General features: G+C 61.7%; 25 protein-coding genes. 6 read left to right on the forward strand and 19 right to left on the reverse strand.

Features of this window, described 5'->3' with window-relative positions; genetic code table 11:
- Positions 1 to 14: 14 nt before the first annotated feature.
- Entirely contained in the window at positions 15 to 2,546 is a 2,532-nt protein-coding gene (locus KY494_RS11755; RefSeq protein ID WP_219133199.1) for a TonB-dependent receptor, read from the reverse strand.
- Between the two features lie 532 nt (positions 2,547 to 3,078).
- Between KY494_RS11755 and KY494_RS11760 the strand changes: the two genes are divergently transcribed.
- Positions 3,079 to 3,819, forward strand: coding sequence for a GntR family transcriptional regulator (locus tag KY494_RS11760; RefSeq protein ID WP_219133198.1), 741 nt, complete (start codon positions 3,079 to 3,081; stop codon positions 3,817 to 3,819).
- 193 nt (positions 3,820 to 4,012) lie between these two features.
- On the opposite strand, the gene KY494_RS11765 is transcribed toward KY494_RS11760, so the two are convergent.
- The 10 genes from KY494_RS11765 to rpsP all read right to left on the reverse strand — a co-directional run bounded on the left by KY494_RS11765 (position 4,013) and on the right by rpsP (position 11,390).
- The gene (locus KY494_RS11765; protein WP_219891049.1) at positions 4,013 to 5,476 is read right to left on the reverse strand and encodes a carbon-nitrogen hydrolase family protein; all 1,464 of its coding nucleotides are present in this window, start codon (positions 5,474 to 5,476) and stop codon (positions 4,013 to 4,015) included.
- Positions 5,473 to 6,291: an AraC family transcriptional regulator gene (locus KY494_RS11770; RefSeq protein WP_219891050.1), complete on the reverse strand. Its 819-nt coding sequence runs from the start codon at positions 6,289 to 6,291 to the stop codon at positions 5,473 to 5,475. The genes KY494_RS11765 and KY494_RS11770 overlap by 4 nt, the downstream gene beginning before the upstream one ends.
- A 78-nt stretch (positions 6,292 to 6,369) precedes the next feature.
- A complete protein-coding gene (locus tag KY494_RS11775; RefSeq protein WP_219891051.1) occupies positions 6,370 to 6,819 on the reverse strand; it encodes a CBS domain-containing protein in 450 nt (149 codons plus the stop codon).
- A gap of 81 nt (positions 6,820 to 6,900) precedes the next feature.
- On the reverse strand, positions 6,901 to 7,236 hold the full coding sequence (locus KY494_RS11780; RefSeq protein WP_029496213.1) for a DUF3579 domain-containing protein: 336 nt from the start codon (positions 7,234 to 7,236) through the stop codon (positions 6,901 to 6,903).
- A gap of 225 nt (positions 7,237 to 7,461) precedes the next feature.
- Positions 7,462 to 8,421: a CobD/CbiB family protein gene (locus KY494_RS11785; RefSeq protein ID WP_219133195.1), complete on the reverse strand. Its 960-nt coding sequence runs from the start codon at positions 8,419 to 8,421 to the stop codon at positions 7,462 to 7,464.
- A gap of 97 nt (positions 8,422 to 8,518) precedes the next feature.
- Positions 8,519 to 9,178, reverse strand: coding sequence for a CoA pyrophosphatase (locus KY494_RS11790; protein WP_219133194.1), 660 nt, complete (start codon positions 9,176 to 9,178; stop codon positions 8,519 to 8,521).
- Positions 9,179 to 9,255: 77 nt separating this feature from the next.
- The gene (gene rplS, locus KY494_RS11795) at positions 9,256 to 9,639 is read right to left on the reverse strand and encodes a 50S ribosomal protein L19 (protein ID WP_010395528.1); all 384 of its coding nucleotides are present in this window, start codon (positions 9,637 to 9,639) and stop codon (positions 9,256 to 9,258) included.
- A gap of 131 nt (positions 9,640 to 9,770) precedes the next feature.
- The gene (trmD, locus tag KY494_RS11800) at positions 9,771 to 10,517 is read right to left on the reverse strand and encodes a tRNA (guanosine(37)-N1)-methyltransferase TrmD (protein WP_219891052.1); all 747 of its coding nucleotides are present in this window, start codon (positions 10,515 to 10,517) and stop codon (positions 9,771 to 9,773) included.
- A gap of 50 nt (positions 10,518 to 10,567) precedes the next feature.
- Positions 10,568 to 11,125: a ribosome maturation factor RimM gene (gene rimM / locus KY494_RS11805; RefSeq protein WP_257571985.1), complete on the reverse strand. Its 558-nt coding sequence runs from the start codon at positions 11,123 to 11,125 to the stop codon at positions 10,568 to 10,570.
- Positions 11,126 to 11,138: 13 nt separating this feature from the next.
- The gene (gene rpsP, locus KY494_RS11810) at positions 11,139 to 11,390 is read right to left on the reverse strand and encodes a 30S ribosomal protein S16 (RefSeq protein ID WP_010395524.1); all 252 of its coding nucleotides are present in this window, start codon (positions 11,388 to 11,390) and stop codon (positions 11,139 to 11,141) included.
- Positions 11,391 to 11,667: 277 nt separating this feature from the next.
- Between rpsP and KY494_RS11815 the strand changes: the two genes are divergently transcribed.
- Both KY494_RS11815 and KY494_RS11820 read left to right on the forward strand, forming a co-directional pair.
- The gene (locus KY494_RS11815) at positions 11,668 to 12,102 is read left to right on the forward strand and encodes an NINE protein (protein ID WP_219891053.1); all 435 of its coding nucleotides are present in this window, start codon (positions 11,668 to 11,670) and stop codon (positions 12,100 to 12,102) included.
- A 136-nt stretch (positions 12,103 to 12,238) separates the two neighbouring features.
- Positions 12,239 to 12,865 carry a hypothetical protein gene (locus tag KY494_RS11820; protein WP_219891054.1) on the forward strand — a complete coding sequence of 209 codons (627 nt, stop codon included), beginning with the start codon at positions 12,239 to 12,241 and terminating at the stop codon, positions 12,863 to 12,865.
- Between the two features lie 133 nt (positions 12,866 to 12,998).
- Here KY494_RS11820 and KY494_RS11825 read toward each other — a convergent pair whose 3' ends face one another.
- From KY494_RS11825 to KY494_RS11850, 6 genes are all read right to left on the reverse strand, one after another.
- Entirely contained in the window at positions 12,999 to 14,789 is a 1,791-nt protein-coding gene (locus KY494_RS11825) for an acyl-CoA dehydrogenase (protein ID WP_219891055.1), read from the reverse strand.
- A gap of 90 nt (positions 14,790 to 14,879) precedes the next feature.
- Positions 14,880 to 15,812 carry an electron transfer flavoprotein subunit alpha/FixB family protein gene (locus KY494_RS11830; protein WP_131688382.1) on the reverse strand — a complete coding sequence of 311 codons (933 nt, stop codon included), beginning with the start codon at positions 15,810 to 15,812 and terminating at the stop codon, positions 14,880 to 14,882.
- Between the two features lie 76 nt (positions 15,813 to 15,888).
- Positions 15,889 to 16,638: an electron transfer flavoprotein subunit beta/FixA family protein gene (locus tag KY494_RS11835; protein WP_099379460.1), complete on the reverse strand. Its 750-nt coding sequence runs from the start codon at positions 16,636 to 16,638 to the stop codon at positions 15,889 to 15,891.
- Positions 16,639 to 16,903: 265 nt separating this feature from the next.
- Positions 16,904 to 17,161, reverse strand: a complete 258-nt coding sequence (locus KY494_RS11840) for a sulfurtransferase TusA family protein (RefSeq protein ID WP_225317265.1) — start codon at positions 17,159 to 17,161, stop codon at positions 16,904 to 16,906.
- A gap of 200 nt (positions 17,162 to 17,361) precedes the next feature.
- Positions 17,362 to 19,980, reverse strand: a complete 2,619-nt coding sequence (gene alaS / locus KY494_RS11845) for an alanine--tRNA ligase (RefSeq protein WP_219891056.1) — start codon at positions 19,978 to 19,980, stop codon at positions 17,362 to 17,364.
- Positions 19,981 to 20,100: 120 nt separating this feature from the next.
- Positions 20,101 to 20,547 (reverse strand): transcriptional repressor, encoded by a 447-nt coding sequence (locus KY494_RS11850; protein WP_219891057.1) that lies wholly within the window; start codon positions 20,545 to 20,547, stop codon positions 20,101 to 20,103.
- Positions 20,548 to 20,706: 159 nt separating this feature from the next.
- Here KY494_RS11850 and KY494_RS11855 point away from each other — a divergent pair, with 159 nt between their 5' ends.
- Positions 20,707 to 22,758, forward strand: coding sequence for a TonB-dependent receptor domain-containing protein (locus tag KY494_RS11855; RefSeq protein WP_219891058.1), 2,052 nt, complete (start codon positions 20,707 to 20,709; stop codon positions 22,756 to 22,758).
- Between the two features lie 107 nt (positions 22,759 to 22,865).
- Here KY494_RS11855 and ugpQ read toward each other — a convergent pair whose 3' ends face one another.
- Positions 22,866 to 23,609 (reverse strand): glycerophosphodiester phosphodiesterase, encoded by a 744-nt coding sequence (ugpQ, locus tag KY494_RS11860; RefSeq protein WP_219891059.1) that lies wholly within the window; start codon positions 23,607 to 23,609, stop codon positions 22,866 to 22,868.
- A 198-nt stretch (positions 23,610 to 23,807) separates the two neighbouring features.
- On the opposite strand from ugpQ, the gene KY494_RS11865 reads away from it, so the two are divergent.
- Positions 23,808 to 24,911, forward strand: a complete 1,104-nt coding sequence (locus KY494_RS11865; RefSeq protein WP_219891060.1) for a sensor histidine kinase — start codon at positions 23,808 to 23,810, stop codon at positions 24,909 to 24,911.
- Positions 24,908 to 25,765 carry a LytTR family DNA-binding domain-containing protein gene (locus KY494_RS11870; RefSeq protein ID WP_219891061.1) on the forward strand — a complete coding sequence of 286 codons (858 nt, stop codon included), beginning with the start codon at positions 24,908 to 24,910 and terminating at the stop codon, positions 25,763 to 25,765. The genes KY494_RS11865 and KY494_RS11870 overlap by 4 nt, the downstream gene beginning before the upstream one ends.
- On the opposite strand, the gene KY494_RS11875 is transcribed toward KY494_RS11870, so the two are convergent.
- Entirely contained in the window at positions 25,766 to 26,092 is a 327-nt protein-coding gene (locus KY494_RS11875; protein ID WP_070221866.1) for a hypothetical protein, read from the reverse strand.
- Positions 26,093 to 26,243: the final 151 nt, after the last annotated feature.

Genomic DNA, 26,243 nt, shown 5'->3' on the forward strand with positions numbered 1-26,243 from the left:
CCAAGTAAAACGTCTTACATCTTGCCGCGCAGGCCAAAGAATACCTGGCGGCCGTTCTTGTAGAACGCGCGCGGCTGGTCTTTGGTCGACGCATACGACTTCAACAGCGGATCGTTCAAGTCCTTGCCTTCCAGCGACAGGGTCAGGAACTCGTTGATGTTGTAGTTGATGGAAGCCGAAACGGTGCCGACATCATCCTGGTAAATGGCGCTCTTGCGATCCAGGCCATTCAGGAAGGCGGAACGGAAGCTGTAGTTCAGGCGCGCACTCCATTTGGCGTTTTCAAAGAAGCCCGACAGGTTGTACGAGTTCTTCGACGTGCCGACCATATCGCAGTTGCCTTCATCGGCGCAAGCCGATTTTGGCGCCGCTTGCGTTTCCTTGCCGTCAGCATAGGTGTAGTTGGCGCTGAAGCCGAAACCATTGCTCAGGTCCTGGGTGTACTGCAGTTCCACGCCACGCACGCGCGCCTTGGTATTGATGGCGGCGCTCATGTTGTAGTCGGTTACGCGACCGAGAGTTGCGTTGTAGAACTTCGTCACCGACGAACCGTAGGTGACATACGAACCCAGTTTCATCTGATACAGGTTCACCGCGATCAGCGACTTCGGCATGAAGTACCATTCCACGCCCGCATCGACGTTGTTCGACATGATCGGCTTCAGGTTCGGATTGCCGCCGGAACCGGACATCGTCAAGTCGTTCAGGCTCAAGGCACCCAGGGCACCAAAGTCAGGACGCGCCATGGTGCGGCTGGCCGCGCCGCGCAGCACGACATTCTTCGCCAGGTCCGTGCGCAAGTTCACGCTCGGCAGGAAGTTGTTGTAGGTATTCGAGCTGAGGGTCGGTTTCCACACGTCGTTCGGCGATGCATTCGCCACATCGATCTGGGTCTTGACATAACGCACGCCGAAGTTACCTTGCACGTCGGCAAAGTTCAGGTCACCCATGACGTAGGCGGCATTGGCCTTTTCCGTCATCTGGAATTCGCTCTGGTAAGCATGCTTGCTGAACGTCGCGTACTTGTCGCCCCACTCCTTCATCGAGGAACCGCTGAAGGTCCAGGGGTTCTGCAGCACGTTAGGCAAGGGACTGGTCGGATAGCTCGTCAAGCCTTTCGGCACATTTTCCAGCAGGCCGGCGGCCTCCGGATAGGCGCCTGCGAGCCAGGTCAGGGAACGGTCATGCTTGGCGGTGCGCAGGCCAAAACGGATGGTCGGCACGGCATCCCATACGGTGCTGTAGGCACCGTCGACCTGGCCATAGTTTTCCTTGTCGCGCGTGGTGACATCCGTTGCCCAACCGGAGAAGAACGGGGCACCGGTGCGCGGATTCAACGTCGCGGCATTGTCGATGACGACATTGGCCGGCGCATCGATGCCATGCGTGGTCAGACTGCTGCCCGAATAGGCCAACCAGCCTTCATACGCGTAGTCGCGGGCATGGCCCGTACCGCGCGTGGTACCAACCTGGCCAGTAAACTTCAGATTGGCGTTGGCGCGGTACTTGAAGTTAAAGTCGACAAATTTCGAATCGCTGTAAGAGCCTGGACGGGCAATGATGTCTTGCACCGAAGCGCCCATGGCCGAGCAATCGGCGACCGGGCACTTCGACGGGAAGGCGATCGACGTAATCGTGTTGCCCTTGAGCGTGTACGACGACGGGATGGCGCCGCCCACATTGCTCCAGTTATTCGTCAGGACTTGATACGGCGCCAGCATGAAGTTGGTATTGACGTTGTCCGCATCGAGGCGGGTATAGAAACCGTTGACGTTGAAGCTCAGGTCGTTCGACACCTTGTATTCGATGTCCAGCGAGCCGCCCTTGCGCTCGCGCTTTTGCTCGAACAGCGAGGAACCCGTCAGAAGGGACAGGTACTTGCCCTCGATGCCAGGATTGGCGGCAATCCAGGCTTTCGCATTCGAGTTGTCGAGTTTTTCCCACCACAGGAATTCCTGGCCCTGACGACGCAAGGTGCGTTTCTCATCAAACACCTGCAGCAAGATGCCCAGGTCGTTGGCTTCGTTTTTCCAGTTGATCAAGCCGCTGACTTGCACGTCGGTTTTCTTGGACGATTCCGTGTAAGCGCCTTCGATCGAACCCATCAGTGTCAAATTCTTCTTGAAACTCAAGGGCTTGCGGGTTTCGATATTGACATTGCCGGCGGCGCCGCCTTCGATCAGGTCGGCTTGCGAGCTCTTGTGCACAGTCACGCGACCGATCAGCTCGGACGGGAACATGGAGTAGCTGACGCTGCGGCCACCGCCCGTGATATTCGAGATATACCAGTCGCCGCTCGACACGGTGTGACCGTTGAGGGTGGTCAAGGTCAGATTCGATGGCGTGCCTTTCAGGCTGACGCGGTCATTGTCGCCAAAGCCACCTTCGGAACCGCCCGCCGTGGCGACGGACACGCCAGGGATACGCTGCAGCGAATCGGCAACGCTCTTGTCCGGCATCTTGCCCACGTCTTCAGCCGTGATGACTTCGACCAGGGAGTCGGAATTACGCTTTTGATTGAGCGACTGGGCCATTGCGGCGCGCACGCCGGTTACCACCACAACACTTGAATCCGGCTGTACTGCTTCCTGCGCCTGGGCGGCAAAACTCGCACCCAGTACCATCAACCCCACGGCTGCCGCGATAGGCGTCAGTCGCGTTACACCGCTAGCTGTCAAATTGCGTTTCATGTACTCCCCCTTGATTTAGGCTCCAGGATTGGAACCTTTTCATTTTTAACGTAGGTCTTCTTTCCAGCCCGCCCACTCTCGCCGGCATGCTGCAGACCCTTCGGTACAACCACTTACAAAACCAATTCAACGCCAATATACTACTATCCAATACCAGAACACTACCAGTTGCAACTTTTTTTTTATAACGTTGTTTGAATCACACAGACCACTTCAGCTGAATCAATCCGTAGCCCGTATGAGCGGGGTAAATACCAGCGAGGCCAGGCATAAATTGCCGGCCTGATAATTCAAATTGGTTTTATAACGGTCTTTTTTGGTATTATCCAGCGACACAAAACAGATACAGAGCGCGTCTGCAACGCGCCGTAACGGAGACCTTCAGCGTATGACAACCCTGGCTCACATCATGCAAGGCCTGGGGCAGACGAGTAGCCTGCCCCTGTACCAGCAACTGCAGCGCGCACTGCGCGAAGCGATCGACAAGCGCATCCTTGGCCCCGAGGAAGCCCTGCCGGCAGAGCGCCAGCTGGCCAGCGACCTGTCCGTCTCGCGCATCACCGTGCGCAAGGCCATCGATGGCCTCGTCAACGAGGGCTTGCTGGTGCGGCGCCCAGGCTCGGGCAATTTCATCAATACGCGCATCGAGAAGAATTTCGCCAAGCTGACCTCGTTTTCCGAGGACATGCGCGCGCGCGGGCGCACGCCCCGCAGCGTGTGGCTCAAGCGCGCGGAGGGCACCGTCACGCCGGAAGAGGCCTTGCGCCTGCGGCTGTCGCCGGGCGCGCCCGTGTACCGCTTTCACCGCATCCGCTATGCGGACGAGATACCGATGTGCCTGGAGTACGCGACCATCGTCGCCAGTTGCCTGCCGGCGCTCGACGCCGTCGACGTGTCCATGTATGACGCGCTGGAACTGGCGGGCAACCGGCCCGTGCGCGCCTTGCAGCGCCTCAGCGCCTTGTTGTTGACGGGGGAACAGGCCAGCCTGCTGCAGGCGGAGGAAGGCGACGCCGGTTTGTCGGTGGAAAGACTGGGCTTTTTGCGCGATGGCCGCGCCGTGGAATTTTGCCGCTCCTACTTCCGCGGCGATATGTATGACTTCGTGGCCGAATTAAGTACCAATTAATACCAGCCGCCCGAATTAATCAATACCAGATAACACCACTTATTGCAGTGCAATATATATGCCGGCACCGCGCCGATATATTGCACCGGCATGGTGAATTAATCGGCGGCGATTAGGGGGCCTGCGTACGGAGAATATAAAAGGGGCCGTGCAATGCGGTTTTGCGCATTGCAGCAAAACCTGACATTTTCCCTCAGGCAGAAGGCGCGGCGCGGTGCCCCACGCACAGCAGGATCACGCCCAGCGCCACGCACAGCCAGCCGAACAGCGGCCCCAGCCAGCCGGCCCAGGTTGCCACAGGCAGCGCCGCCGGCAGTGGCGCCAGCAAGGTGCTGCCCGGCATGGCGCTGCTGGCCCGTTCCGCCAGCACCCGTCCATACGCATCGCTGACCGTCAACATACCCTCGCGCGCCGCGCGCAGCACGGCATAACCGTTTTCCACGCCGCGCACGACGGTCATGCGCGCGCCCATCCAGGCATCGAGCTGGAAATCCCAGGCCGGCACCAGCATCGCCTGCGCCCCGGCCGCGCCATACTCCTGACCCAGCGGCGCGAAATGCATGTCCTTGCAGATGGCCAGGCCCATGGCCTGCCCCGCCACGGGCTGCACGGCATACGCACTGCCAGCAAGAAACTCGCGCTCGGGCGGCGCCAGATGATGCTTCTGATAACTGACGGGCGCGGCGCCATCGGGAGAAAACAGCCAGGCCAGGTTGCGCCGGCTGGCAGCGTCCTGCACGCCAATGCCCAACGTAATCCATGCGCCCGTGCCGCGCGCCAGCGCCTGGAAACGCTGCCGCACGGCATCCGCCTGCGCGGGCGCCAGCACGGCTATCTTTTCCGGCAACAGCACCAGCCGGGCGCCCTGCCCGGCCAGCCGCGCCACGTGGCGCGCGTACTGGTCCCAGATGGCTTGCGCGCGCGCCGGCGGCGTGGCCGGGCCGATGAAGTCATCGATGGCCACCAACCCCGCCAGCGGCCCGCCTGCTGCCGGCGCATCGTGCACACGCCAGGCGCCAGCGGCGAACGCTACCGCCAGCAGCAACACGGCGGCACCCGCCGCCGGCGCATACGCGCGGCCGCCCGCCAGCAGCAAGGCCAGCGCCGAGGGCAGCAGGCACAGCAAAAACAGCAGGCCAGGCACGCCCGCCAGCGCTGCCACCTGCAGCACGGCAAGGTTATCGGTTTGCGAATACGCAAGGCTGCCCCAGTTACCATCGAGCAAGAAGGCAGCCATCAGGGTATCGATGGCCACCCACAGCACGGGATACGCCAGCACCATCCAGCCGGAGCGGTAACGCAGCACGAGGCGCCGCGTGGCCAGCACCACCAGCAGCCACAGCAAGGCCTTGACGACGATCACGGCCAGCACGGCCGGCAAGGGCATCAGCAAGCGAAAATAGCTGAAGTTCGATGACAAGCCCAACAAGGCAGCCAGGAAGGTCATCCAGGCGGCATCGCGGCGCGACGAGCGCAGGGCCAGCCACAGCACGGGCAGCGGCGCGCACCAGGCCAGCGGGCCCAGCGGCTGCGGCCCCAGCACCCAGTACAGCGGCAAGCCCGCCGCCAGCGCGGCGGCGATTTGCGACAGGCGCCGGCGCAGCGCGGTACCGCCGGCAAACAGGATGGGCGCAGACAAGGTATGGAGCATCTTCATGCTTTCAGGGGGAGCCAGATTTCCACACCGCCGATGCCGCTGGCGGGATCGAATTGCCGGTCGTAGCGTTCAAAATCGGGCGCGTCGGCCACTTCCAGCCCGGACTGGGGCAGCCATTCGTTCCACACCGTGTACCAGGTGGCGCGGATGGTGGAAATATGCCCGTGGTGGTGAAATACGGCGTAGCGGCGCGGGGCGATGCGCAGCCGCGTCCAGCCCTCGGGCACCCGGGAAAAGTCGCTCACCGGCATGGCGCACAGGTAATCGAAATTACCCGCATCGTCATTGTTGCAGCACACGCCATACAGCACCTGGCCGGGTGCCGCATGGGGCAGGAAGCGCTGCCACAAGGCGGGGATGCCGGCAGATGTTTCCGCGCGATAACGTTCGACGAGGCCCGCCAGCAGCATGACGGGGCTCTGCTCGAAACGGGGTGGTGCCAAAGGCACGCCAGGCGCCACATCCATTTTGATGGCTTCCACCAGCGCGAGGTTGGCGACGTGGCGCTGGGCCCGCACCTTTTCCGGCGTGACGTGGAACTGTTCGCGGAAAGCCCGCGTAAAGGCTTCATGGGAGCTGTAACCGGCCTGCAGCGCGACGTCAAGGATGTCTTGCGCGCCCTGCGCCAGCGCGCGGGCCGCCTCGCTAAGCCGGCGCGCCCGCACATAGCGCATCAGGGAGTGGCCCGTGGCCAGGCCAAACGCGCGCGTCAGGTGACACGGCGAGGCGCCGCCCACGTGGGCGATGTCGCCGAGCGAGATATTGTCCGCGTAATGCGATTCGATATACCAGAGTGCCTTGGCCAGATAGTGCATGAGCGCTTCCCGTTGAACGAGCAGCGACTGTAGCATTTTCAGCAAGCCGTGGCTTGACCGGAATTGCGCAATACGGGCTTATTTTCTGGTGCGCTTTTCGTGCACCAGCTGGCCGCCGCTGATGCGTGCCAGCTCGGCCATCTCCTGGGCCAGAAAGGCCAGCAGGTCGTCGATGCTGACGATGCCGGAAAGGCCGCCCAGGCTATTGACCACGGGCAAGCGGCGGATGCCGTTGACGCGCATGCGTTCGATGATGTCGTAGACGTCTTCGTCTTCGCTGGCGGTGAGCAGTTGCGCACTCATGATGTCGCCCACCAGCAGGCTGGCGGGGTCGAGGCCCAGGGCGATGACGGAAATGACGATGTCGCGGTCGGTGAGGATGCCGATGGGGACGCGCTCGCCGTTCGGCTGCTCGGCCACGATCAGGTCGCCCACATGATGCTGGCGCATCAGCAGCGCCGCGTCCTGCACGCTGGTGTCACGCTGGCAATGGATGGTGTGCAGGGTACAGATGTCGCCGATACGCATGTCGCCACTCCGTTTGAGGCAGAGTGCCCACGCTACGCCAGCCCGCCGTGGCGGGTTTGCGGCAGATCAATTGAAACGGTCTTACTTTTCTTCGGGGGGCGGCAGGAAGCAGGCTTCGACGATTTGCAGGTCGTTATCCTTGGCAAATTCGCGCACGAAGTGAAACGCCATCGGCTCGATCTCGCGCAGCTTGGTGTTGACCACCACCGACTTGACGCCATTGACGACGGTCGGGCGCACGTAGGGCGAATACTGGAGGTGCGCATTGCGCCCGCCACCTTCGGGATTGAAACAGGACATCACTCCACAAAGGCGCTCGGCCCAATCGCTGGGTCGAAATTGCTTGCCATTGCTGGTGAGACCAAGGATGAAGAACTCGTCTGAGAGTTCCCCTGTTTTTTGAGATAACTCGGCCATGTGGCTTGTCGGGACTGGATTGCGTGAATGGCCCCGGCGGGTAAGCCGGGCTGGTAATTCAACTACGTTTGCTGCGGTAAGCCAGTATTATATCTTATAGAAGACTTGGGTTCTACCTCGATCTGCCCTGACGCTGCAAACAGGGGCCGGCACGCGTAACGCGCCAGCCCCTATTTTAACCTTGTTCCGCGCGCAAGGCGCATGGATGGCGCGTGTGCGCCCGCGTCAGCCGAGGAAAACGGCGCCCGACATCAGCAGCAGCAGCAGCATCCACAGCAGCAAGGCGCGCCAGACCAGGCCGACCGTGCTCTGCAAGGCGCGCGCGCCCGGCTCTTCGCCGGGCAGGATATCGCTTTCGCTGTCGCTGTCATCGACGGCCATGTCGGGGGTCACCAGCACACGGGCCGCCGTTTCCGCTGGCGTGCCCAGGCGCACGCCCATGGCGCCGCCGCCGGCCGTCAGGATGATGCCGATGGCCTCGTCCTGCCAGCGCTGGGCGAAATTGCGCCAGGCGTAGATGGCATCCTCGAAATTGCCGACCACGGCAAACGCCACGGCCGTCAAGCGCACGGGAATCCAGTCGATCCAGTAAAAGGCGCGCGCGGCGAACTGGCCGAACGCTTCATTGCGCATGTGCTCGGGCTCGTTCCAGGCGCGCGCCAGGTATTCGGCCACGCGGTACATCACGGCGCAGGCAGGGCCCAGCGGCATCAGGAACCAGAAAAAGACGCCAAATACATTGCGATGCGTGGTGATCAGGGCTTTTTCCACGGCGATGCGGGCGATTTCACTCGTTTCCATGCCCACCGTGTCGAGCTTGGTCCAGTCGGCCAGCAAAGTACGCGCGGACGCCTCGTCGCCGGCGCTCAGGGCCAGCTGGATCGAGGTGAAGTAATGGCTGTAGTGACGAAAGCCCAGGGTCAGATAGACGATGAGGACGTTCCAGACGAAGACCAGGGGTGTCAGTTGGTAATACCGCAAGAGCCAGTACACGCCTGCCGTCGGCACCATCAGCACGCCGATCATGAGGAACCAGCCCATGCGGCCATGGTTGGCGTGGCCGGCATTGAACCAGGTCTCCATGCGCATTGCCAGGCTCTTGATTTCGGCGTAGATCGGATTGTCCGCGCGCAAAGGTTTGAGCTGCTCGATCAGCAATGCGCAAAGTATGGAGAGAAATGTCATCAAACGTCCTTTTTGTCTTTTTCAGCAATACCGCAATGCCCGCTACGATAGCGCAGTGCCGTGCTGGAATCAAACTTATTACGTGCGCGGCACCATTTTACGCGCGCAAGAGGTGAAACAGATTGCGCAGCATGCCGGCCGTCGCGCCCCAAATGTAGAAGCGCTCGTAGGGCATGGCGTAGAACGAGCGCCGTCCGCCGGGCAATTCCACCGACAGGCGCTGGTGGTTGAGGCCATCCATCAGGAAAGCCAGTGGCACTTCGAAGATTTCCGCCACCTCGGACGGGTCGGCGCGCAGTTCGAACGGCGGCGTCACCAGGCCCACCACGGGCGTGACCTGGTAGCCGGTGCCCGTCAGGTAGTCGGGCAGGCGGCCCAACACTTCGATGTGCTCGCGCGCCAGGCCGACTTCTTCCTGCGTTTCGCGCAGGGCCGTGGCGATGGGCGACGCATCGAAGGCTTCGCTGCGCCCGCCGGGAAAGCTGACCTGGCCCGCATGGCTGCTCAGATGGTCCGTGCGCATGGTCAGCAAGATGGTCAAGCCCTGCGGTCGCTGCACCAGTGGAATGAGCACGGCGGCGCGCACGGGCACGGCGCGGGCGGACAGGAAATCCTGGGTAATCTCGGGCTGCCAGTCGGGCTGCTCGGCCAGGCGCTGGCGCAGCCAGTCCGGCGTCAGGCGCACGGCGTCCAGCGCCGCCTCGCCGGCGATCGAATCGATGGCTAATTGTTGTGGATCAAATGCGATGGTGGCCATGCAGCTTGTCCCATAGACAATTCAGAATAAAAAAGGGGCGCCGAGAGGCACCCCTTTTCCCAACGCAGACGCTGATATTACGCGCTTGCTTTCGCCACAACGCGGCGATTTGGCAATTTTTCTTTGATACGCGCCGATTTACCCGAACGCTCACGCAGATAGTACAGCTTGGCGCGGCGAACATCACCACGGCGTTTCACTTCGATCGAAGCGATCAGCGGCGAGTACAGTTGGAACGTACGCTCGACGCCTTCGCCGGACGAGATCTTGCGAACGATGAAGTTCGAGTTCAGGCCACGGTTACGACGGGAGATAACGACGCCTTCGTAAGCCTGGGCGCGCTTGCGCGTACCTTCGACTACGTTGACGCTGACGATAACGGTATCGCCTGGTGCGAATTCAGGAATGGTTTTACCCAGACGAGCAATTTCTTCCTGCTCTAATTGTTGAATCAAGTCCATTTTTAACACTCCGAAAACCATCATGCCGGCGCACTGTGGATAGCAAGTATCCGCCCGGTAGAGGATGGGTAACACAATTTGGGCAACATGCCCGGCACTACTGGTCACCCTGCCGGCCGTCCGGAGACGGCTTACAGGCTGGCCAAGAATTTTTCGTCGGTCTTGCTGAGCAAGCCGGCGGCGCGCGCACTGACCAGCAGGTCGGGCCGCTTCGTCGCGGTCGCTTCCAGCATGCGCTGGCGGCGCCACTTGACGATCTCGGCATGATTGCCGCCCATCAAGACGGGCGGCACGGCCATGCCTTCATATGTTTCCGGCCGCGTGTAATGCGGCGAATCGAGCAAGCCATTGACGAAGCTGTCCTCGATGGCCGATGCCTCGGTGTTCAAGACACCCGGCAACAGGCGGATCACCGCATCCATCAGCGCCATGGCGGGCAATTCGCCGCCCGACAGGACAAAGTCGCCGACGCTGATTTCTTCGTCGACGCAACGGTCCAGCAAACGCTGGTCCACGGCTTCATAGCGGCCACACAGGATCACCAAACCAGGTTCGGCTTTCAGCTGCGTGACGCGCTCGTGCGTCAACGGACGGCCTTGCGGCGACATGAACACCACGCGGGGCGCCGCCAGTCCGAGTTCGGCTTGGCGTTGCTTTGCGGCATTAATTGTCGCTTCGAGGGGACGCGCCATCATCACCATGCCGGGGCCGCCGCCATACGGGCGGTCATCCACGGTACGGTGATTGTCGGTGGTGAAATCACGGGGATTCCACAGCGACAAGCCACATTTCCCCTGCTCGAAGGCGCGCCGGGTCACACCCGACTGCGTCAGCGCGGCAAACATTTCCGGGAACAGGGTCACGACATCAAATTGCATCGTTCACCATCCTGCAATGTTTGCCCGGCGCAAAATTATGCGCAGGCGGTTTAATAATCGAGGCCCCAGTCGACCGTGATCTTGTTGGCGGTCTTGTCAACGTTAATGACAAACTGGCCAACAAACGGGATCAGGCGCTCAGGCGCCTTTTCAACGGTCTCATCGGCAGTGGCGACGGGCGTAACGCGCAAGATCGACTGCGGACCATTGCTCATCATGTCGTGCACTGTGCCGAGGCACTCGCCTTGCAAATTCTCGACTGTCAGTCCGATCAGATCGGACCAATAAAATTCATCGGCCGTCAGCGTCGGGAAATGGCTACGCGGAATTTGCACAGAAACGCCTTTCAGCGCTTCTGCGGCATCCCGCCCGACCACACCCACCAGCTGGGCCACGACGTCGCCGCCGTGTAACTTCGCTTGCCTGACTTCAACATCATGCAAGGTCGGTTTATCAAACCACCAGGTTTTAACGCTTAATAATGCATCCGCGTCGTCGGAGAAAGGAGTGATCCTGACCCCGCCAGCAATGCCATAAGCACCGGAGACATAGCCTACCTGTACCAGGTCATCGGGGACTTTCACCCCGGATGCAGTCTTGACCGTCAAACCAGTGATCTAATTAAGCTGCTGCTTTGTTGTTGCTGGCAACCAGGCGAGCAACGGTTGGCGACAATTGTGCGCCAACGCCTTGCCAGTAGGCCAGACGGTCTGCGGTGATACGCAGTGGAACTTCGCCACCTTGCGCCATCGGGTTGTAAAAACCGATACGCTCAATGAAGCGACCATCGCGGCGATTGCGCGAATCTGTAGCGACGATGTTGAAGAACGGGCGCTTCTTGGCGCCTCCACGAGCTAAACGAATAACGACCATAATATTTCCAAAAAGTGTGCTGAGGCGGAAAAAGCCGCAAATTATAGCGCGCTTTACCGCCAGGCAGCAAGCGTTATGATGACGGGCGTGTAATTTGGGCTAATCAAACATTATGACCAGTCATGGCCGAAGACGCAATAGGCGTCTGCGCCTATCGTGCCGGCCATGGCTTGAAATCACGCGAAATCATTGCATAAACGCCACAGGAAAGTGCTATCGTTGTGCGAGACAATGGCCGATACTGGCAATCTATACCGATGAGCAACTCTGGAGTCCCATGACCACCGCCACCATTTTGCAACAGTCGCACAAGAACAAGGCCTTCACGACACTGCTGGCCTTCCTGCTGGGCATATTGGGCGCGCACCGCTTCTACCTGCATGGCGCCAAAGACCGCTGGGGCTGGCTCCATCTGGCCGCCCTGCCCGCCGCCTTGCTGCTGCGCCAACTGCTTCCCGAGGCCGACTGGTTTTACCAGATATTGCCGCTGACCCTGTCCGCCCTGGTCGGCTTCCTGGAGGCGCTGGTGCTGGGCTTGATGCCGGACGACAAATGGGACGCGCGTTACAACGCCGCCTCGGGCCGCCTGTCGGACACGGGCTGGCCCCTGGCCGTGGTGCTGGTCGCTACCTTGATGCTAGGCGCGGGCGTGCTGATCGCCACCATGGCGCGCCTGTTCGACTTGCTGTACACGGGCGGCGCCTACGGTTAATTTCAGTTTAAAAACAACATCAAATCACTTGCATCAGGCCCACATGTAAGTGTTGGTAAGCAATCATGATTTTCCCCTATACTGCATTCACAATGCCAACATTACTGGCACATTCCACACCCCCTAGGAGAAGATCATGATTCGTCGCCCACTCATCCTCGCAGTCGCCATCACGGCCCTGTTCAGCACCTCCGCCTTCGCGCAAAACCTGTCGCCGAAGGCGCAATACACCTACGATACGAAACAAGCCAGCACGCGCTATGCGGACGACAAGAAATTGTGCACAGAAGAAACCAGCTCAAAAGCCCGCATGCAATGCCTGCGCGACGCCAAGAGCGAATACGACCAGGCCATCATCAACGCCAAGGCCGCACAGAAAGCGGGCAATTCCTACGCCAGCCAGCCTTCCAAGCAGCCACAACACCAGATCTGCGCCGATTGCGGCAAGGTGCTGGCAGTCAACGTCACTGAAAAAGCGGGCGAAGGCGGCGCCCTGGGCATGATAGGCGGCGGCGTGGCCGGCGCCCTGCTGGGCCGCCAGGTGGGCGGCGGACGCGGCAAGGACCTGGCCACCCTGGCCGCCGCCGCTGGCGGCGCCTATGCAGGCAAGCAAGTCGAAGGCCACATGAAAAACAGCAAGGTGTGGACCGTCACCGTGCAGTATGAGACGGGCGCCAAGGCCGACTTCGCGTTTGATCAGGATCCGGGGCTGGCTGCTGGCGATCTGGTACGTAACTCCGGCAACGGCATCGCCCGCCGTTAAGAACGCAGAGTAAATCTGGGGTCAGACCCGGCGGGTCTGACCCCGGCATTTGTCTTTGTGGTTAAAAAAGCGCTGGAGAGTGATCTCCAGCGCTTTTTTGCCTTCAGCCGGCATTCACCTGCACGGTTTCAACTTAAAACTGCTCTTCCGACAAGGCCATCACACCGGCGCTGCCATCGATGATGGTGGCGCGCAAGCCCGGTGCCTGCGACAGGATGTGGTCGGCAAAGAAGCGCGCCGTGGCGATTTTTGCCCTGTAGAACGAGGCGTCGCCGCCGCCCTCTCCCAGCCTTTGCTGTGCCACCACGGCCGCGCGCGCCATTTGCCAGCCACCCAGCACAATGCCGGCCAGCTTCAGATACGGCACGCTGCCCGCGAACACGGCCTTGATGTCCGTCTTCATGTTCGCCACCACATACTCCACCACCGCTTCCAGCGCGGCGCTGCCTTCGGCCAGGTGGCGCTGCATGGCCTGGAAATCGGCGCCGGTCAGCTCGCCCAGCTGGGCTTCCGTGGCGCGCACCTGGGCGATGATGGCTTTCGCCACGGCACCGCCGTCGCGCACCGTCTTGCGGCCCACGAGGTCGTTCGCCTGGATCGCCGTCGTGCCTTCGTAAATGGTGAGAATCTTGGCGTCGCGGTAATGCTGGGCGGCGCCTGTTTCTTCAATGAAACCCATGCCGCCATGCACTTGCACGCCGTCGCGCGTGACATCCTGCGACATTTCCGTGGCCCAACCCTTGATGACGGGCACCAGGTATTCATAGGTGGCCAGGCTTTCCGCGCGCACTTCGGCATCGGGATGGTGATGCGCCACGTCGCTGATGGCCGCGCCCACGTAGGCCAGCGCGCGCGCCGCCTCCGTCTGCGAGCGCATCGACATCAGCATGCGGCGCACGTCCGGATGGTGGATGATGGACACCGGGCCGGGCGAGCCGGCCAGGTCGCGCGACTGCACGCGGTCCTTGGCGAAAGCCACGGCTTGCTGGTAGGCGCGCTCGGCCAGGCCGATGCCTTGCAAGCCGACGCCGAAGCGGGCGGCGTTCATCATGATGAACATGTATTCGAGGCCGCGATTTTCCTCGCCCACCAGGGTGCCGATGGCGCCGCCATGGTCGCCGAACTGCAATACCGCCGTCGGACTGGCCTTGATGCCCAGCTTGTGCTCGATCGACACGCAGTGCGCGTCATTGCGCTCGCCCAGGCTGCCGTCGGCGTTGACGAGAAATTTCGGCACGATGAACAGCGAAATGCCTTTCACGCCGGCGGGCGCGTCCGGCGTGCGGGCCAGCACCAGGTGGACGATGTTTTCCGCCATGTCGTGCTCGCCGTAGGTGATAAAAATCTTCGTGCCGAAGACTTTATAGGTACCGTCGCCCTGCGGCACGGCGCGCGTGCGCACGGCCGCCAGGTCGGACCCCGCTTGCGGCTCCGTCAGGTTCATGGTGCCCGTCCACTTGCCCGACACCAAGTTTTCCAGGTAGAGCGCCTTTTGCTCGTCGCTGCCGGCCGTCAGCAGCGCTTCGATGGCGCCATCCGACAGCAGGGCGACCAAAGCGAACGAGATGCTGGCCGAGTTGAGCATTTCGATGCACGGTGTCGCCAGCAGCTTCGGTAAGCCCTGGCCGCCGAACTGCGTCGGATGCTGCACGCCCTGCCAGCCCGCTTCGCCATACGCCTTGAAGGCTTCCTTGAAGCCCTTTGACGTCGTGACCTGGCCGTCGTGCCAGAAACTCGGCTCCTTGTCGCTGGGCCAGTTCAGGGGGGCCACCACGGCGCCGCAAAATTTGGCGTTCTCTTCCAGCACGGCTTCGGCCGTGTCGGGCGTCGCGTCTTCGCAGCCAGGCAAAGTGTGGATTTCGGCGAGGCCGGCCAGTTCGTTCATCACGAACAACATGTCTTTCAGCGGGGCTTGATAGCTCATCTATTTCTCCAAGAAAAAAGCCACGCACGGCTCGCCGTGTGGGGCGGGCCGGCGTGGCTCTGTCAGTAACAAAACCGGAAGGGGTGTGACTTAACCCAGTTCTTTGACCAGTTGCGGCACGATCTCGAACAGATCGCCCACGATGCCGTAGTCGGCCACGGCAAAGATCGGCGCTTCCGGATCCTTGTTGATGGCGACGATGGTTTTCGAGTCTTTCATGCCGGCCAGATGCTGGATCGCGCCCGAGATACCGACGGCGATGTACAGCGATGGCGCGACGATCTTGCCCGTCTGGCCCACTTGCCAGTCGTTCGGCACGAAGCCGGCGTCAACGGCGGCGCGCGAAGCACCCATGGCGGCGCCCAGCTTGTCGGCCAGCGGTTCCAGGATGTGGAAGTTCTCGGCCGAACCCATGCCACGGCCACCGGACACGATGATTTTCGCGGCGGTCAGTTCAGGACGGTCGGACTTGGCCAGTTCGCGGCCCACGAAAGTGGACTTGCCATTGTCGCCAACGGCGGCGACGGTTTCGGTGGCAGCCGAACCGCCGGTGGCGGCGGCGGCGTCGAAACCGGTGGTGCGCACGGTGATGACCTTGACCTTGTCGCCAGATTGCACGGTGGCAATGGCGTTACCGGCGTAGATCGGGCGCTCGAACGTGTCAGGGGAATCGACCTTGGTGATTTCAGAGATTTGCGCCACGTCCAGCTTGGCAGCGACGCGCGGCAGAATGTTCTTGCCGTAAGCGGTGGCTGGCGCCAGGATGTGGCTGTAGTTGCCGGCGATGGCCAGCACTTGCTCGGCCACGTTTTCGGCCAGGCCGTCGGCGAAGTATGGCGCGTCGGCCACGATGACTTTCGTCACGCCGGCGATTTGCGCTGCGGCAGCGGCGGCAGCCGAGGCGTTCGAACCTGCGACCAGTACGTGCACGTCGCCGCCGCACTGGGCGGCCGCGGTCACGGTGTGGTGGGTGCTGCCCTTTAAGGTAGCGTTGTCGTGTTCAGCAATAACTAATGCGACCATGATGATTCCTAGTAATGTGCAAGTGCCGGGGGTCGGACCTTCCAGGTCTGACCCCAGTTTTTGTCTTGGGGTATGTTTAAATAACCTTGGCTTCGGTACGCAGCTTGGCGACCAAGGTGGCAACGTCCGGGACCTTGATGCCGGCCGAGCGCTTGGCTGGCTCGACGACTTTCAGGGTCTTCAGGCGTGGCGCGACATCGACGCCCAGGTCTTCCGGCTTGACGGTCTCGAGCGGCTTTTTCTTGGCCTTCATGATGTTCGGCAAAGTCACATAGCGTGGCTCGTTCAGGCGCAGGTCGGTGGTGATGATCGCTGGCAAGGTCAATGCCAGGGTTTCCAGGCCGCCGTCAACTTCGCGCGTGACGGTGACTTTGCCGTCTTCCAGCACGACTTTCGAGGCGAACGTGGCTTGCGGCCAACCCAGCAGGGCAGCCAGCATCTGGCCGGTCTGATTGCTGTCGTCATCGATGGCTTGCTTGCCCAGGATGATCAGTTGCGGCTGCTCTTTCTCGGCCAGGGCTTTCACCAGCTTGGCGACGGCCAGCGGTTCCAGTTCGGTCGTCGTTTCCACCAGGATGCCGCGGTCGGCGCCGATGGCCATGGCCGTGCGCAGGGTTTCCTGGCACTGCGTCACGCCGCAGGAGATGGCGACCACTTCCGTGACCTTGCCGGCTTCTTTCAGGCGCATCGCTTCTTCCAGCGCGATCTCATCGAAAGGGTTCATCGACATTTTGACGTTGGCGGTATCGACGCCAGTGCCGTCACTCTTGACGCGGACTTTGACGTTATAGTCGACCACGCGTTTGACGGGTACCAAGACTTTCATAGCTATGCCTTTGGGAAATTATAAAAATGACGGATCAAGTGCTGATTGTGCGTTCGATTATAAGAGAAATTTGAATCCTGAACCGAATTTAAGCACGATCGTGCGATTTTTTGTTAGAGCAATCCATCTAAACTGTCCAGCTTCGGGGATTTCAGGGGAGTCTGCCGCTACGCTGCAGGGCAGCAAAAGGGCGCGAAAGTGACGCAAAAGCGCGGTACGGCAAGGTATCAAGCAGGCCGCGCCACGGCGGCCCCGGCTGGCAGAATTATTTGCGTTGCATCAGGAAGACGAATTCGGTACCCGTCTGCACATGCGACAGCAGGGCATTGCCCGTTTGCTTGGCGAAAGCCTGAAAGTCGCGCACGGAACCGGGATCGGTTGCCATGATGCGCAGCACTTCCCCGCTCTGCAGCTCTGACAAAGCCTTTTTCGCCTTCAGAATCGGCAACGGGCAATTCAAGCCGCGCGCGTCGAGTTCTTTGTGAAATTCCATAATCTCGGTATCAAGTAGTGTGTCGCTCATCATCAATATTCCACCATTGTTTTGTTGTACTGATTTTCGACATACTACTCTAAATCAGGGGCATTGACGCGCTGCACCAAAATAGTTCATCGGCTGTTGTGGTGTCACAACGGGATTCCACACGGCAAAACGGCCCGCAAACATCGTCTGCGGGCCGTTTTCAAGGGGCTATGGGGTGCAAACCCCGCATATCCTCTAGCTTACGCCTGTGTGGCACGTTCGCCGACCCAGGCCAGTACGCCGGCCAGGGCGTTCGCCAGGCCGCTCGGATCGGTGCCGCCCGCCTGCGCCATATCGGGGCGTCCGCCGCCTTTTCCGCCCACTTGCTGTGCAACGAAGTTCACCAGCTCGCCCGCTTTGACCCGGGAAGTGGCGTCGGCCGTGACGCCGGCGATCAGGCTGACCTTGCCATCAGCCACGCTGGCCAGCACGATGGCGGCCGTTTTCAGCTTGTCCTTGAGCTTGTCCATGGTTTCGCGCAGACGGGCCACGTCGGCGCCTTCCAGCACGGCGGCCAGCACCTTGATGCCATTGACATCGACGGCTTGCGTGACCAGCTCATCGCCCTGGCCCGACGCCAGTTTCGATTTCAGCGCGGCCAGTTCCTTCTCCAGCGCCTTCACATGATCCTGCACCTGTCCGATACGGGCAGTCAGCTCTTCCGGCTGCGCCTTCAGCGCTTGCGCCGCTTCGACCAGGCGGCGGTTAATCGTTTGCACCAGCGCCAGCGCGCCCTCGCCCGTCACCGCTTCCACGCGGCGGATGCCGGCGGCCACGCCGCTTTCGCCGATGATCTTGAACAGGCCGATATCGCCCGTGCGCTGCACGTGGACGCCGCCGCACAGCTCTTTCGAGCTGCCGATGTCGAGCACGCGCACTTCGTCGCCGTATTTCTCGCCGAACAGGGCCATCGCGCCATGCTTGACGGCATCGTCAAACGACATCAAATGGGCTTGCGTGGCGCGGTTTTCCAGGATCTCTTTATTGACGATGGTTTCCACTGCGACGATCTGTTCCGCCGTCATCGGCGCATGGTGGCTGAAGTCGAAACGGGTTTTGTCCGGATCGACCAGCGAGCCCTTTTGCGCCACGTGGCTGCCCAGCACTTCGCGCAAGGCCTTGTGCATCAAGTGCGTGGCCGAGTGGTTGCGGATGGTACGCGCGCGCTTGGCCGTGTCGACTTGCGCCGAGACGGCGTCGCCCACTTTCAGCACGCCCGATTCCAGCACGCCGTGGTGGCCGAACACGTCAGCCTGGATTTTCAGCGTGTCGCTGACGGCAAAGCTGCCCGCGCCTGCGGCGATCACGCCCTGGTCGCCCACCTGGCCGCCCGATTCCGCATAGAACGGCGTGGTGTCGAGCACGACGATGCCCGTGTCACCGGCTTTCAGTTCCTGCACCGGCGTACCGGCCGCGTACAGCGCGACGACCTTGCTGCTGAACGTCAATTGATCGTAGCCGACGAAGGTGTTTTTCTCGCCCGTGTACTCGACCTTGCTGTCCTTGTGCGTCTTGCCGCCCTTGCGCGACAGTTCCTGGCTTTCCTTCAGGGCCACGTCGTAGCCCACCTGGTCGAACGTGATGTTGCGTTCGCGGCAGATGTCGGCCGTCAGGTCCGGCGGGAAGCCGTAGGTTTCGTACAAGGTAAAAGCGGTGGCGCCGTCGATGCCCGTGGCATCCTTGGCCAGCTGCGCTTCCAGCACTTTCATGCCCGTTTCCAGGGTTTCGCCGAAACGCTCTTCCTCGGCTTTCAGCATGTTGGCGACGTTGTCTTTCGCTTCTTCCAGCTCCGGATAGGCGCCGCCCATCTCGATGGCGAGATCGGCCACCAGCTTGTAGAAGAACGGTTTCGTCTGGCCCAGCTTGTGGCCATGACGCAAGGCGCGGCGAATGATGCGGCGCAAGACATACGAGCGGCCTTCGCTGCCCGGGATGATGCCGTCGACGATCATGAAGGCGGCGGCGCGGATGTGGTCGGCGATCACGCGCAGCGACTTGTTTTCCAGGTCCGTGGCGCCCGTTTCGCGCGCGGCGGCGCGGATCAAATGCTGGAACAGGTCGATTTCATAGTTCGAATGCACATGCTGCAGCACGGCGGCCAGGCGCTCCATGCCCATGCCCGTGTCGACGCACGGCTTCGGCAGCTTGTGCATGACGCCCGCTTCGTCGCGGTTGAACTGCATGAACACCAGGTTCCAGATTTCAATGAAGCGGTCGCCGTCTTCGTCAGGCGAGCCCGGCGGGCCGCCAGGAATGTCGGCGCCGTGGTCGTAAAAGATTTCCGTGCACGGACCGCATGGGCCCGTATCAGCCATCTGCCAGAAATTGTCCGACGCGTAGCGCGCACCCTTGTTGTCGCCGATGCGGATGATGCGCTCGGTTGGGACGCCGATTTCCTTGGCCCAGATGTCGTACGCTTCGTCATCCTCGATGTACACGGTGACGGTCAGCTTGTCAGCCGGCAAGCCATACACCTTGGTCAGCAGTTCCCACGCGTATTGAATCGCGTCGCGCTTGAAATAGTCGCCAAAGCTGAAGTTGCCCAGCATTTCAAAGAAAGTATGGTGGCGCGCCGTATAGCCGACGTTTTCCAGATCGTTGTGCTTGCCGCCGGCGCGCACGCAGCGCTGCACCGAGGTGGCGCGCGTGTACGGGCGGCTGTCCGTGCCCGTAAACACATCCTTGAATTGCACCATGCCGCTGTTCGTCAACAGCAAGGTCGGATCGTTGCCTGGCACCAGGGAGCTGGAACGGACGATGGAATGGCCCTTGGATTCGAAAAATTTGAGGAACTTGTCGCGGATTTCAGATGATTTCATGTTTTTTTGGCAAAAAGTGGCGGCAGCTTTAAAGGGAAGATTATACGTGATATGGGGTGCGGCAATTATGGTGGGCACGGGCATTGTTGCAAGCCTGCCCACAGATGCGAGCCTGCCCGTTCAGGCCGGGTCGTGGCCGCTGGCGCAGGCGTGCAGCGGCGCGGCGTCCACCACAGCGGCGGCGCCGGCGGCGGCATTGCAGTCGGCGCAGCGGCCGTACAGGGTCAGTTCGTGGCGCTCGACGACAAAGCCTTGCGGCGCCATGCGTTTTAAGTCGCCCGGGCAATCATGCACGTCGAACACGCGCTGGCACGTGGTGCACTGGAAATGGTGGTGGTGATGATTGGCGGCCGTGTTCGACTCATAGCGCGGGTTTTCGCCCGGCAAGGTCACCACGTGCACCTTTTCTTCCAGCACCAGCGATTTTAAATTGCGGTAAACGGTGGCGATGCCCAGCTGCGTCACCTGCAAGCTGGCCTGTTCGAGGATTTCCTGCGCCGACAGGGGGCGCTGGGCCGACTCGATGGCGGCTTGAATAGCGGTTTTTTGACGTGTTGTGCGTTCCATAGCCGACAGAATACACCATCCGCCTGCATCCACCGCCCGGAAAAACTGTCACACAGTAATGATAATGGGTTATCATTATCATCTTCTGGCAGCCAACCCATCCGGCAATGGCCTGCCCCAACCCCGCCACCACCGATAGCGAATAAGGAATTCTTGCCCATGTCCGTCCGTCCTCAACAACCCACTCCCCTCGCGCTGGCCATCATGCTGGCCTTTGCCACCCCTGCCAGCGCCCTGGCGCAGCAAACAGCCACCTTGCCTGCCGTCACCGTTTCGGCCAGCGCCCTGGCCTTGGGCAGCGACGACATGAGCACGCCAGTGACCGTACTGGAAGGCGAAGCACTGGTGCTGGCAAGGGCTGCGACCCTGGGCGAAACCCTGGCGGGCCAGCCCGGCATCACGTCCAGCCATTTCGGCGCCGGCGCCAGCCGGCCCATCATCCGCGGCATGGATGGCCCGCGCGTCAAGGTGCTGTCCGATGGCGCCGAAGTGCAGGATGCGTCGACCATCAGCCCCGACCATGCTGTCGCGGCCGAACCGATGCTGTCGGAACAGATTGAAGTCTTGCGCGGCCCGTCCGCGCTGGCCTACGGCGGCGGCGCCGTCGGCGGCGTCGTCAACGTGATCGACAAGAAAATCCCCACCCGCGTACCGGCGAAAGGTGTTGAAGGCAGCGCGGAAGTGCGCGCCAACTCGGCGGCGCGCGAAAAGGCGGGTGCCTTTGAAGTGACTGGCGGCTCCGGCAACATCGCTGTCCATGCGGAAGGCGTCAAGCGCGATGCGAAAGAATACAAGGTCGGCAGCGGCTGGGAAGGCGGCTCCAAGGTGGCCGGCAGCTACAACAAGACGGACACGGGCAGCGTGGGCGTGTCGTGGGTGGGTCAACGCGGCTTCCTGGGCCTGGCCTTCACCAGCCAGCATGCGGAATACGGCTTGCCGGGCCACAACCATGAATTCGAAAGCTGCCACCCGCACGGCGCGCACCTGCATTGCGGCGGCCACGACGGCCACGACCATGGTGCTGAAGAGGAACATGACCACGAGCACGGCAGCGTTCCCTACGTGAAACTGAAAAGCGAACGCTGGGACGTGCGCGGCGAATTGCGCGACCCCGTGCCCGGCTTCGCCAAGCTGCGCCTGCGCGCCGCGTTCACCGATTACAAGCACGATGAAATCGAAGGTGCGGAAATCGCCACCACGTTCAAGAACAAGGGCCACGATACGCGCCTGGAAATGGAACACCATCCCGTCTTCGGCTGGCGCGGCGTGGTCGGCCTGCAAACGTCGAAGCGCGATTTCTCGGCCCTGGGCGAGGAAGCATACGTGGCGCCGACGGTAACGAAGAAACACGCAGCCTTCCTGGTGGAGGAATACAAGCTCGACCAATGGCGCTTCGAAGCGGGCTTGCGCCATGAATGGCAAGACATCGCGGTCGACAGCGCCACCCTGCAGGACCGCAGCGCCAAGGGCACCTCGATCTCGCTGGGCGCCGTGTGGAAATTTGCGCCCCAGTACTCGCTCGGTTCGACCATTTCCCGCACGCACCGTTTGCCCAGCGCCGAGGAACTGTATGCGCACGGCGTGCACATGGCCACGGCCACGTATGAGCTGGGCAACCAAAACCTGGGCAAGGAAACGTCGAACAATATCGACTTGACCCTGCGCAAATATGCGGGCGCCACGACCTTCTCGGCCAGCGCCTACCGCAACAAGGTCGACAACTACATCTTCGGCTCCACGCTGGACAGCCACGAAGGCTTCCAGCTGATCCAGTACGCCCAGCGCGACGCCACGTTCACGGGCGTGGAAGGGCAAGTGCGCCAGCAACTGAACCCCATGTTCGGCGCCAGCGTGTTCGGCGACTATGTGCGGGCCAAGCTGGCCGACGGCGGCGGCAATTTACCCCGCATCCCCGCCCAGCGCGTCGGCGTGAAGCTTGACGCCAACTGGCAGGCATGGAGCGGCGTGGCCGAGTTCTACCGCGTGGGCAAACAGGACAAGGTCGCCGCGTTCGAAACGGCAACGCCGGGCTACAACATGCTGAACCTGTCCGCCAACTACGACACGCGCATCGGCACCACGCCGGCCCAGTTCTACATCAAGGCGAACAACCTGACGAATGAACTGGCATACAGCCACACCTCATTCATCAAGAACGCGGCGCCGTTGATGGGGCGCAACTTGACTGTGGGAATGCGCGTGACTTTCTAAGCTGTTTGAAACGTAGGTCGGCTTAGCGCGCACGCGCGTAAGCCGACAACACCAGTAACGTCAACAATGTTGTCGGATTACGCGGGGCTTTGCCCCGCTAATCCGACCTACGCCATGGATGGAATAATATCTATCCTATCCGTGCAAAACCCATCCACGCCCCAGGCCAGCAGCTCGCTGGCCCGTTCGGGCGTGTTGACGGTGTAGCAGAACAGCCCGTATCCCGCCTCCTTGACCTCGCGCGCCAGTTCCGGCGTCAGTTGCTGGTGGTCGCAATGGATCGCCACCACACCCAGCTCGCGCGCCATCCGTGCCCAGTCTTCCGGTAGTTGTTCGACCAGCCAGCCGCGCGCCAGTTCCGGGGCCGCCTGGCGCGCCGCTTGCAGGGCTTCGATGCTGAACGACGAGAGCAGTGGCAATAATTCTCCTGCAGCAATTTCCTGCACGAAATAATCGCGCGTGGCCCGCGCCACCGCCGCACCCGTGGGTACGTCAACGCCGGGCGCCGGCTTGATTTCGATATTCATCCAGATGCGCTGCGCCTTGCAATACGCCACGACGGCGTCAAACGTGGGCACGCCCTCGCCCGCAAACTGCGGGCCGAACCAGGCGCCCGCGTCCATCGCGCCCAGCTGCGCGGCCGTGTAATCGCTGACATGACCGCTGCCGGCCACGGTGCGGCCCAGTTCGGGATCGTGCACGACGACGGGCACGCCGTCGGACGCCAGCATGACGTCGAATTCCACAGCGCGGTAGCCGTAGGCGAGGCCGCAGCGCAGGGCGGCCAGGGTGTTTTCAGGCGCCAGGGTGCCGCCGCCGCGGTGCGCCAGGGTGCGTGGATAGGGCCACATGGTGTTCCTTTATCATGATGAAGTTGTCGATGAGGACGTCGTGCCATCATCGCGCGCAAGCGCCACTGTGTAAAGGACACGATCAGGCGATTGGCGCCACATCCGCACGGTTTCGTCGCAACCGCGTTGCGCCCGCGTGCAGAGCCGCCCATAATTGTCGCATTGCCAACCCAAACGCCCACCAGAAAGCGGTCCCGCATGCACACCACCGATACCGTCCCGCGCAAGACGGGCTTTCCCTACCGGCGCCTGCTGGCCGATGCCCGTTATGCGCTGCTGCTCAATGTGCTGTGCGCGCTCTTCGTCACCTTCGTGCTGAGCGGCGGGCAAAGCTTCTGGCTCAACCTGCTGGCCTCGATGTGCATCGGCGGCATCGTCTTCCTGCTCATCGACGGCATCCGCCTGGCATGGTGGGGCGAACAGCGGCGCGCCCCGTTGCTGCCGTTCAGCATCCTCGTCATCGTCAGTGCCGCCGTGGCGCAGGTGGCCGGCACCATGCTGTTCGGCTGGCTCGCCAATATCGACGTTCCCGCGCCCATCTCCATGTCGTCACGCAATGTCGGCATGACGGTGTTCACCTTGGCGGCGGCGGGAGCGGCCATCCTGTTCTTTGGCAGCCGCGAAAAGATTGCGCGCCTGCAAATGGAGGCGGCCCAGGAAAAAGCCCGCGCCGAATCCGTGGCGCGCCAAGCCATGCAAGCGCAACTGCAGCTGCTGCAGGCGCAGATCGAACCGCACATGCTGTTCAACACCTTGGCCAATCTGCAGGGCCTGATCAGCTTTGATCCGGACCGCGCCCAGCTGCTGCTCGATCAATTGATCCAGTATTTGCGCGCCACCCTCTCGTCCTCGCGCGCCGGGTCCACCACCCTGGAGCAGGAGTTTTCCCTGATGCAAGCCTACCTGGGCCTGATGTCCACCCGCATGGGCGCGCGCCTGCGCTTTACGCTGGACTTGCCCGAGGCCTTGCGCGATAACAAAGTGCCTCCCATGCTGCTGCAGCCGCTGGTGGAAAACGCCATCCAGCATGGCCTGGAAGCAAAGATCGAAGGCGGCCATATCCATGTGCAGGCGTCCACTGACGACGGCGTGCTGATCCTGACGGTTGCCGACGATGGCCTGGGCCTCGATCATCCGGGCCAGACCAAGGGCACGCAGCTGGGCGTGGCGAATATCCGCGAACGCCTGCGCGGCATGCATGGCGATGCCGCCAGCCTGTCGCTGGCCGCCAACCATCCGGCAGGCGCGATCGCCCGCCTGACACTCCCCCTTCCACCCACCATCACGAGTCCCCTCGCATGAGCCACCACACCCCGCGCGCCCTGATCGCCGAAGACGAACCCATCCTTGCCGCCGCCCTCGCGCACGCCTTGCAGCGATTGTGGCCGGAACTCGACATTGTCGCCACCTGCCCCAACGGCGTGGAAGCCTTGCGGCAAGGCCTGGCGCTGCAGCCCGACATCCTCTTTCTCGACATCAAGATGCCAGGCAAGACGGGCCTGGAAGCGGCCGAAGAACTGGCGGAGCAGTGGCCGGACGGCGTTCCATTTCCGCACATCGTGTTCGTCACCGCCTACGATGAATACGCGCTGGCCGCCTTCGAGCATGCGGCCGCCGATTACGTGCTAAAACCCGTCAACGATGCGCGCCTGGGCAAGACGGTGGAGCGCCTGCAGCAGCGCTTGTGCGACAGCGGTACAACAACAGCAACCCCAGCGCCAGCGCCAGCCGCCACGCTGGCGCCCATGGCGGCGATGAAAACAACAGCCGCCAGCGACGACAACCTGGCCCGCCTGCTAAGCCAGCTACAAGCCATGCTGCCACCGGCCCCGCGCCTGCACATGATACGGGCGGCCGTCGGCAACAGCGTGCGCATGATCGCGTTGGCCGACGTCGTGTATTTCGAAGCGCTGGACAAATACATCAACGTCGTGTGCCAGGACAGCGAAGCGCTGATACGCACGAGCCTGAAGGAATTGCTGCCCCAGCTGGACCCGCAACAATTCTGGCAAATCCACCGGGGCACCATCGTCAACGCCAGCGCCATCGCCACGGCCGTGCGCGACGACGCGGGCAAGCTGTCGCTGACCCTGCGCCAGCATCCGGCGCAACTGCGCGTCAGTCCGCTATATGCCCATCTGTTCCGGCAGATGTAGCTAATGCAACTGGTGCTTTAAGTCAGACAGTTCATCGTGCACCTTGAGCACGGCGCTCTTCATTTCCGGCGTCACGCTGGTCGCCGTGCCGCAGGCCCGCTTGGCGCGGTCGCCCAGCGATTCCATCTGGTCGACGGCCTGGCGGATGCGCGCATCGTCTTGCGTGTCGATGGCTTGCCGCACGGCGCTCTTTTGCTGGTCCAGCTGGTTGATGCAATCCTTCAAGTCCATCGGCATGCCCTGCTGCTTGCCGCACAGCTGGGCCGCCTGGCCGATCGCGTGTTCGATGGCGCCAAAGCGCCGTGCCACTTCCTTTACCTGCATCATGATGTGTCCTCCCATGCTATCTGGAGTTGGATCGTCAGGCCGATCCAGGGTTCCCCACCACCCGCCACGGCATTGAAATTTCCATGAGGCACTTTTTTTGTAAGTGCTTGTGACATTTTAGATAATGATCAAATACCTCGGATACATTGGC

Origin of the sequence: Janthinobacterium sp. PAMC25594, from assembly GCF_019443505.1 — a bacterium.
GTDB lineage: Bacteria > Pseudomonadota > Gammaproteobacteria > Burkholderiales > Burkholderiaceae_D > Janthinobacterium.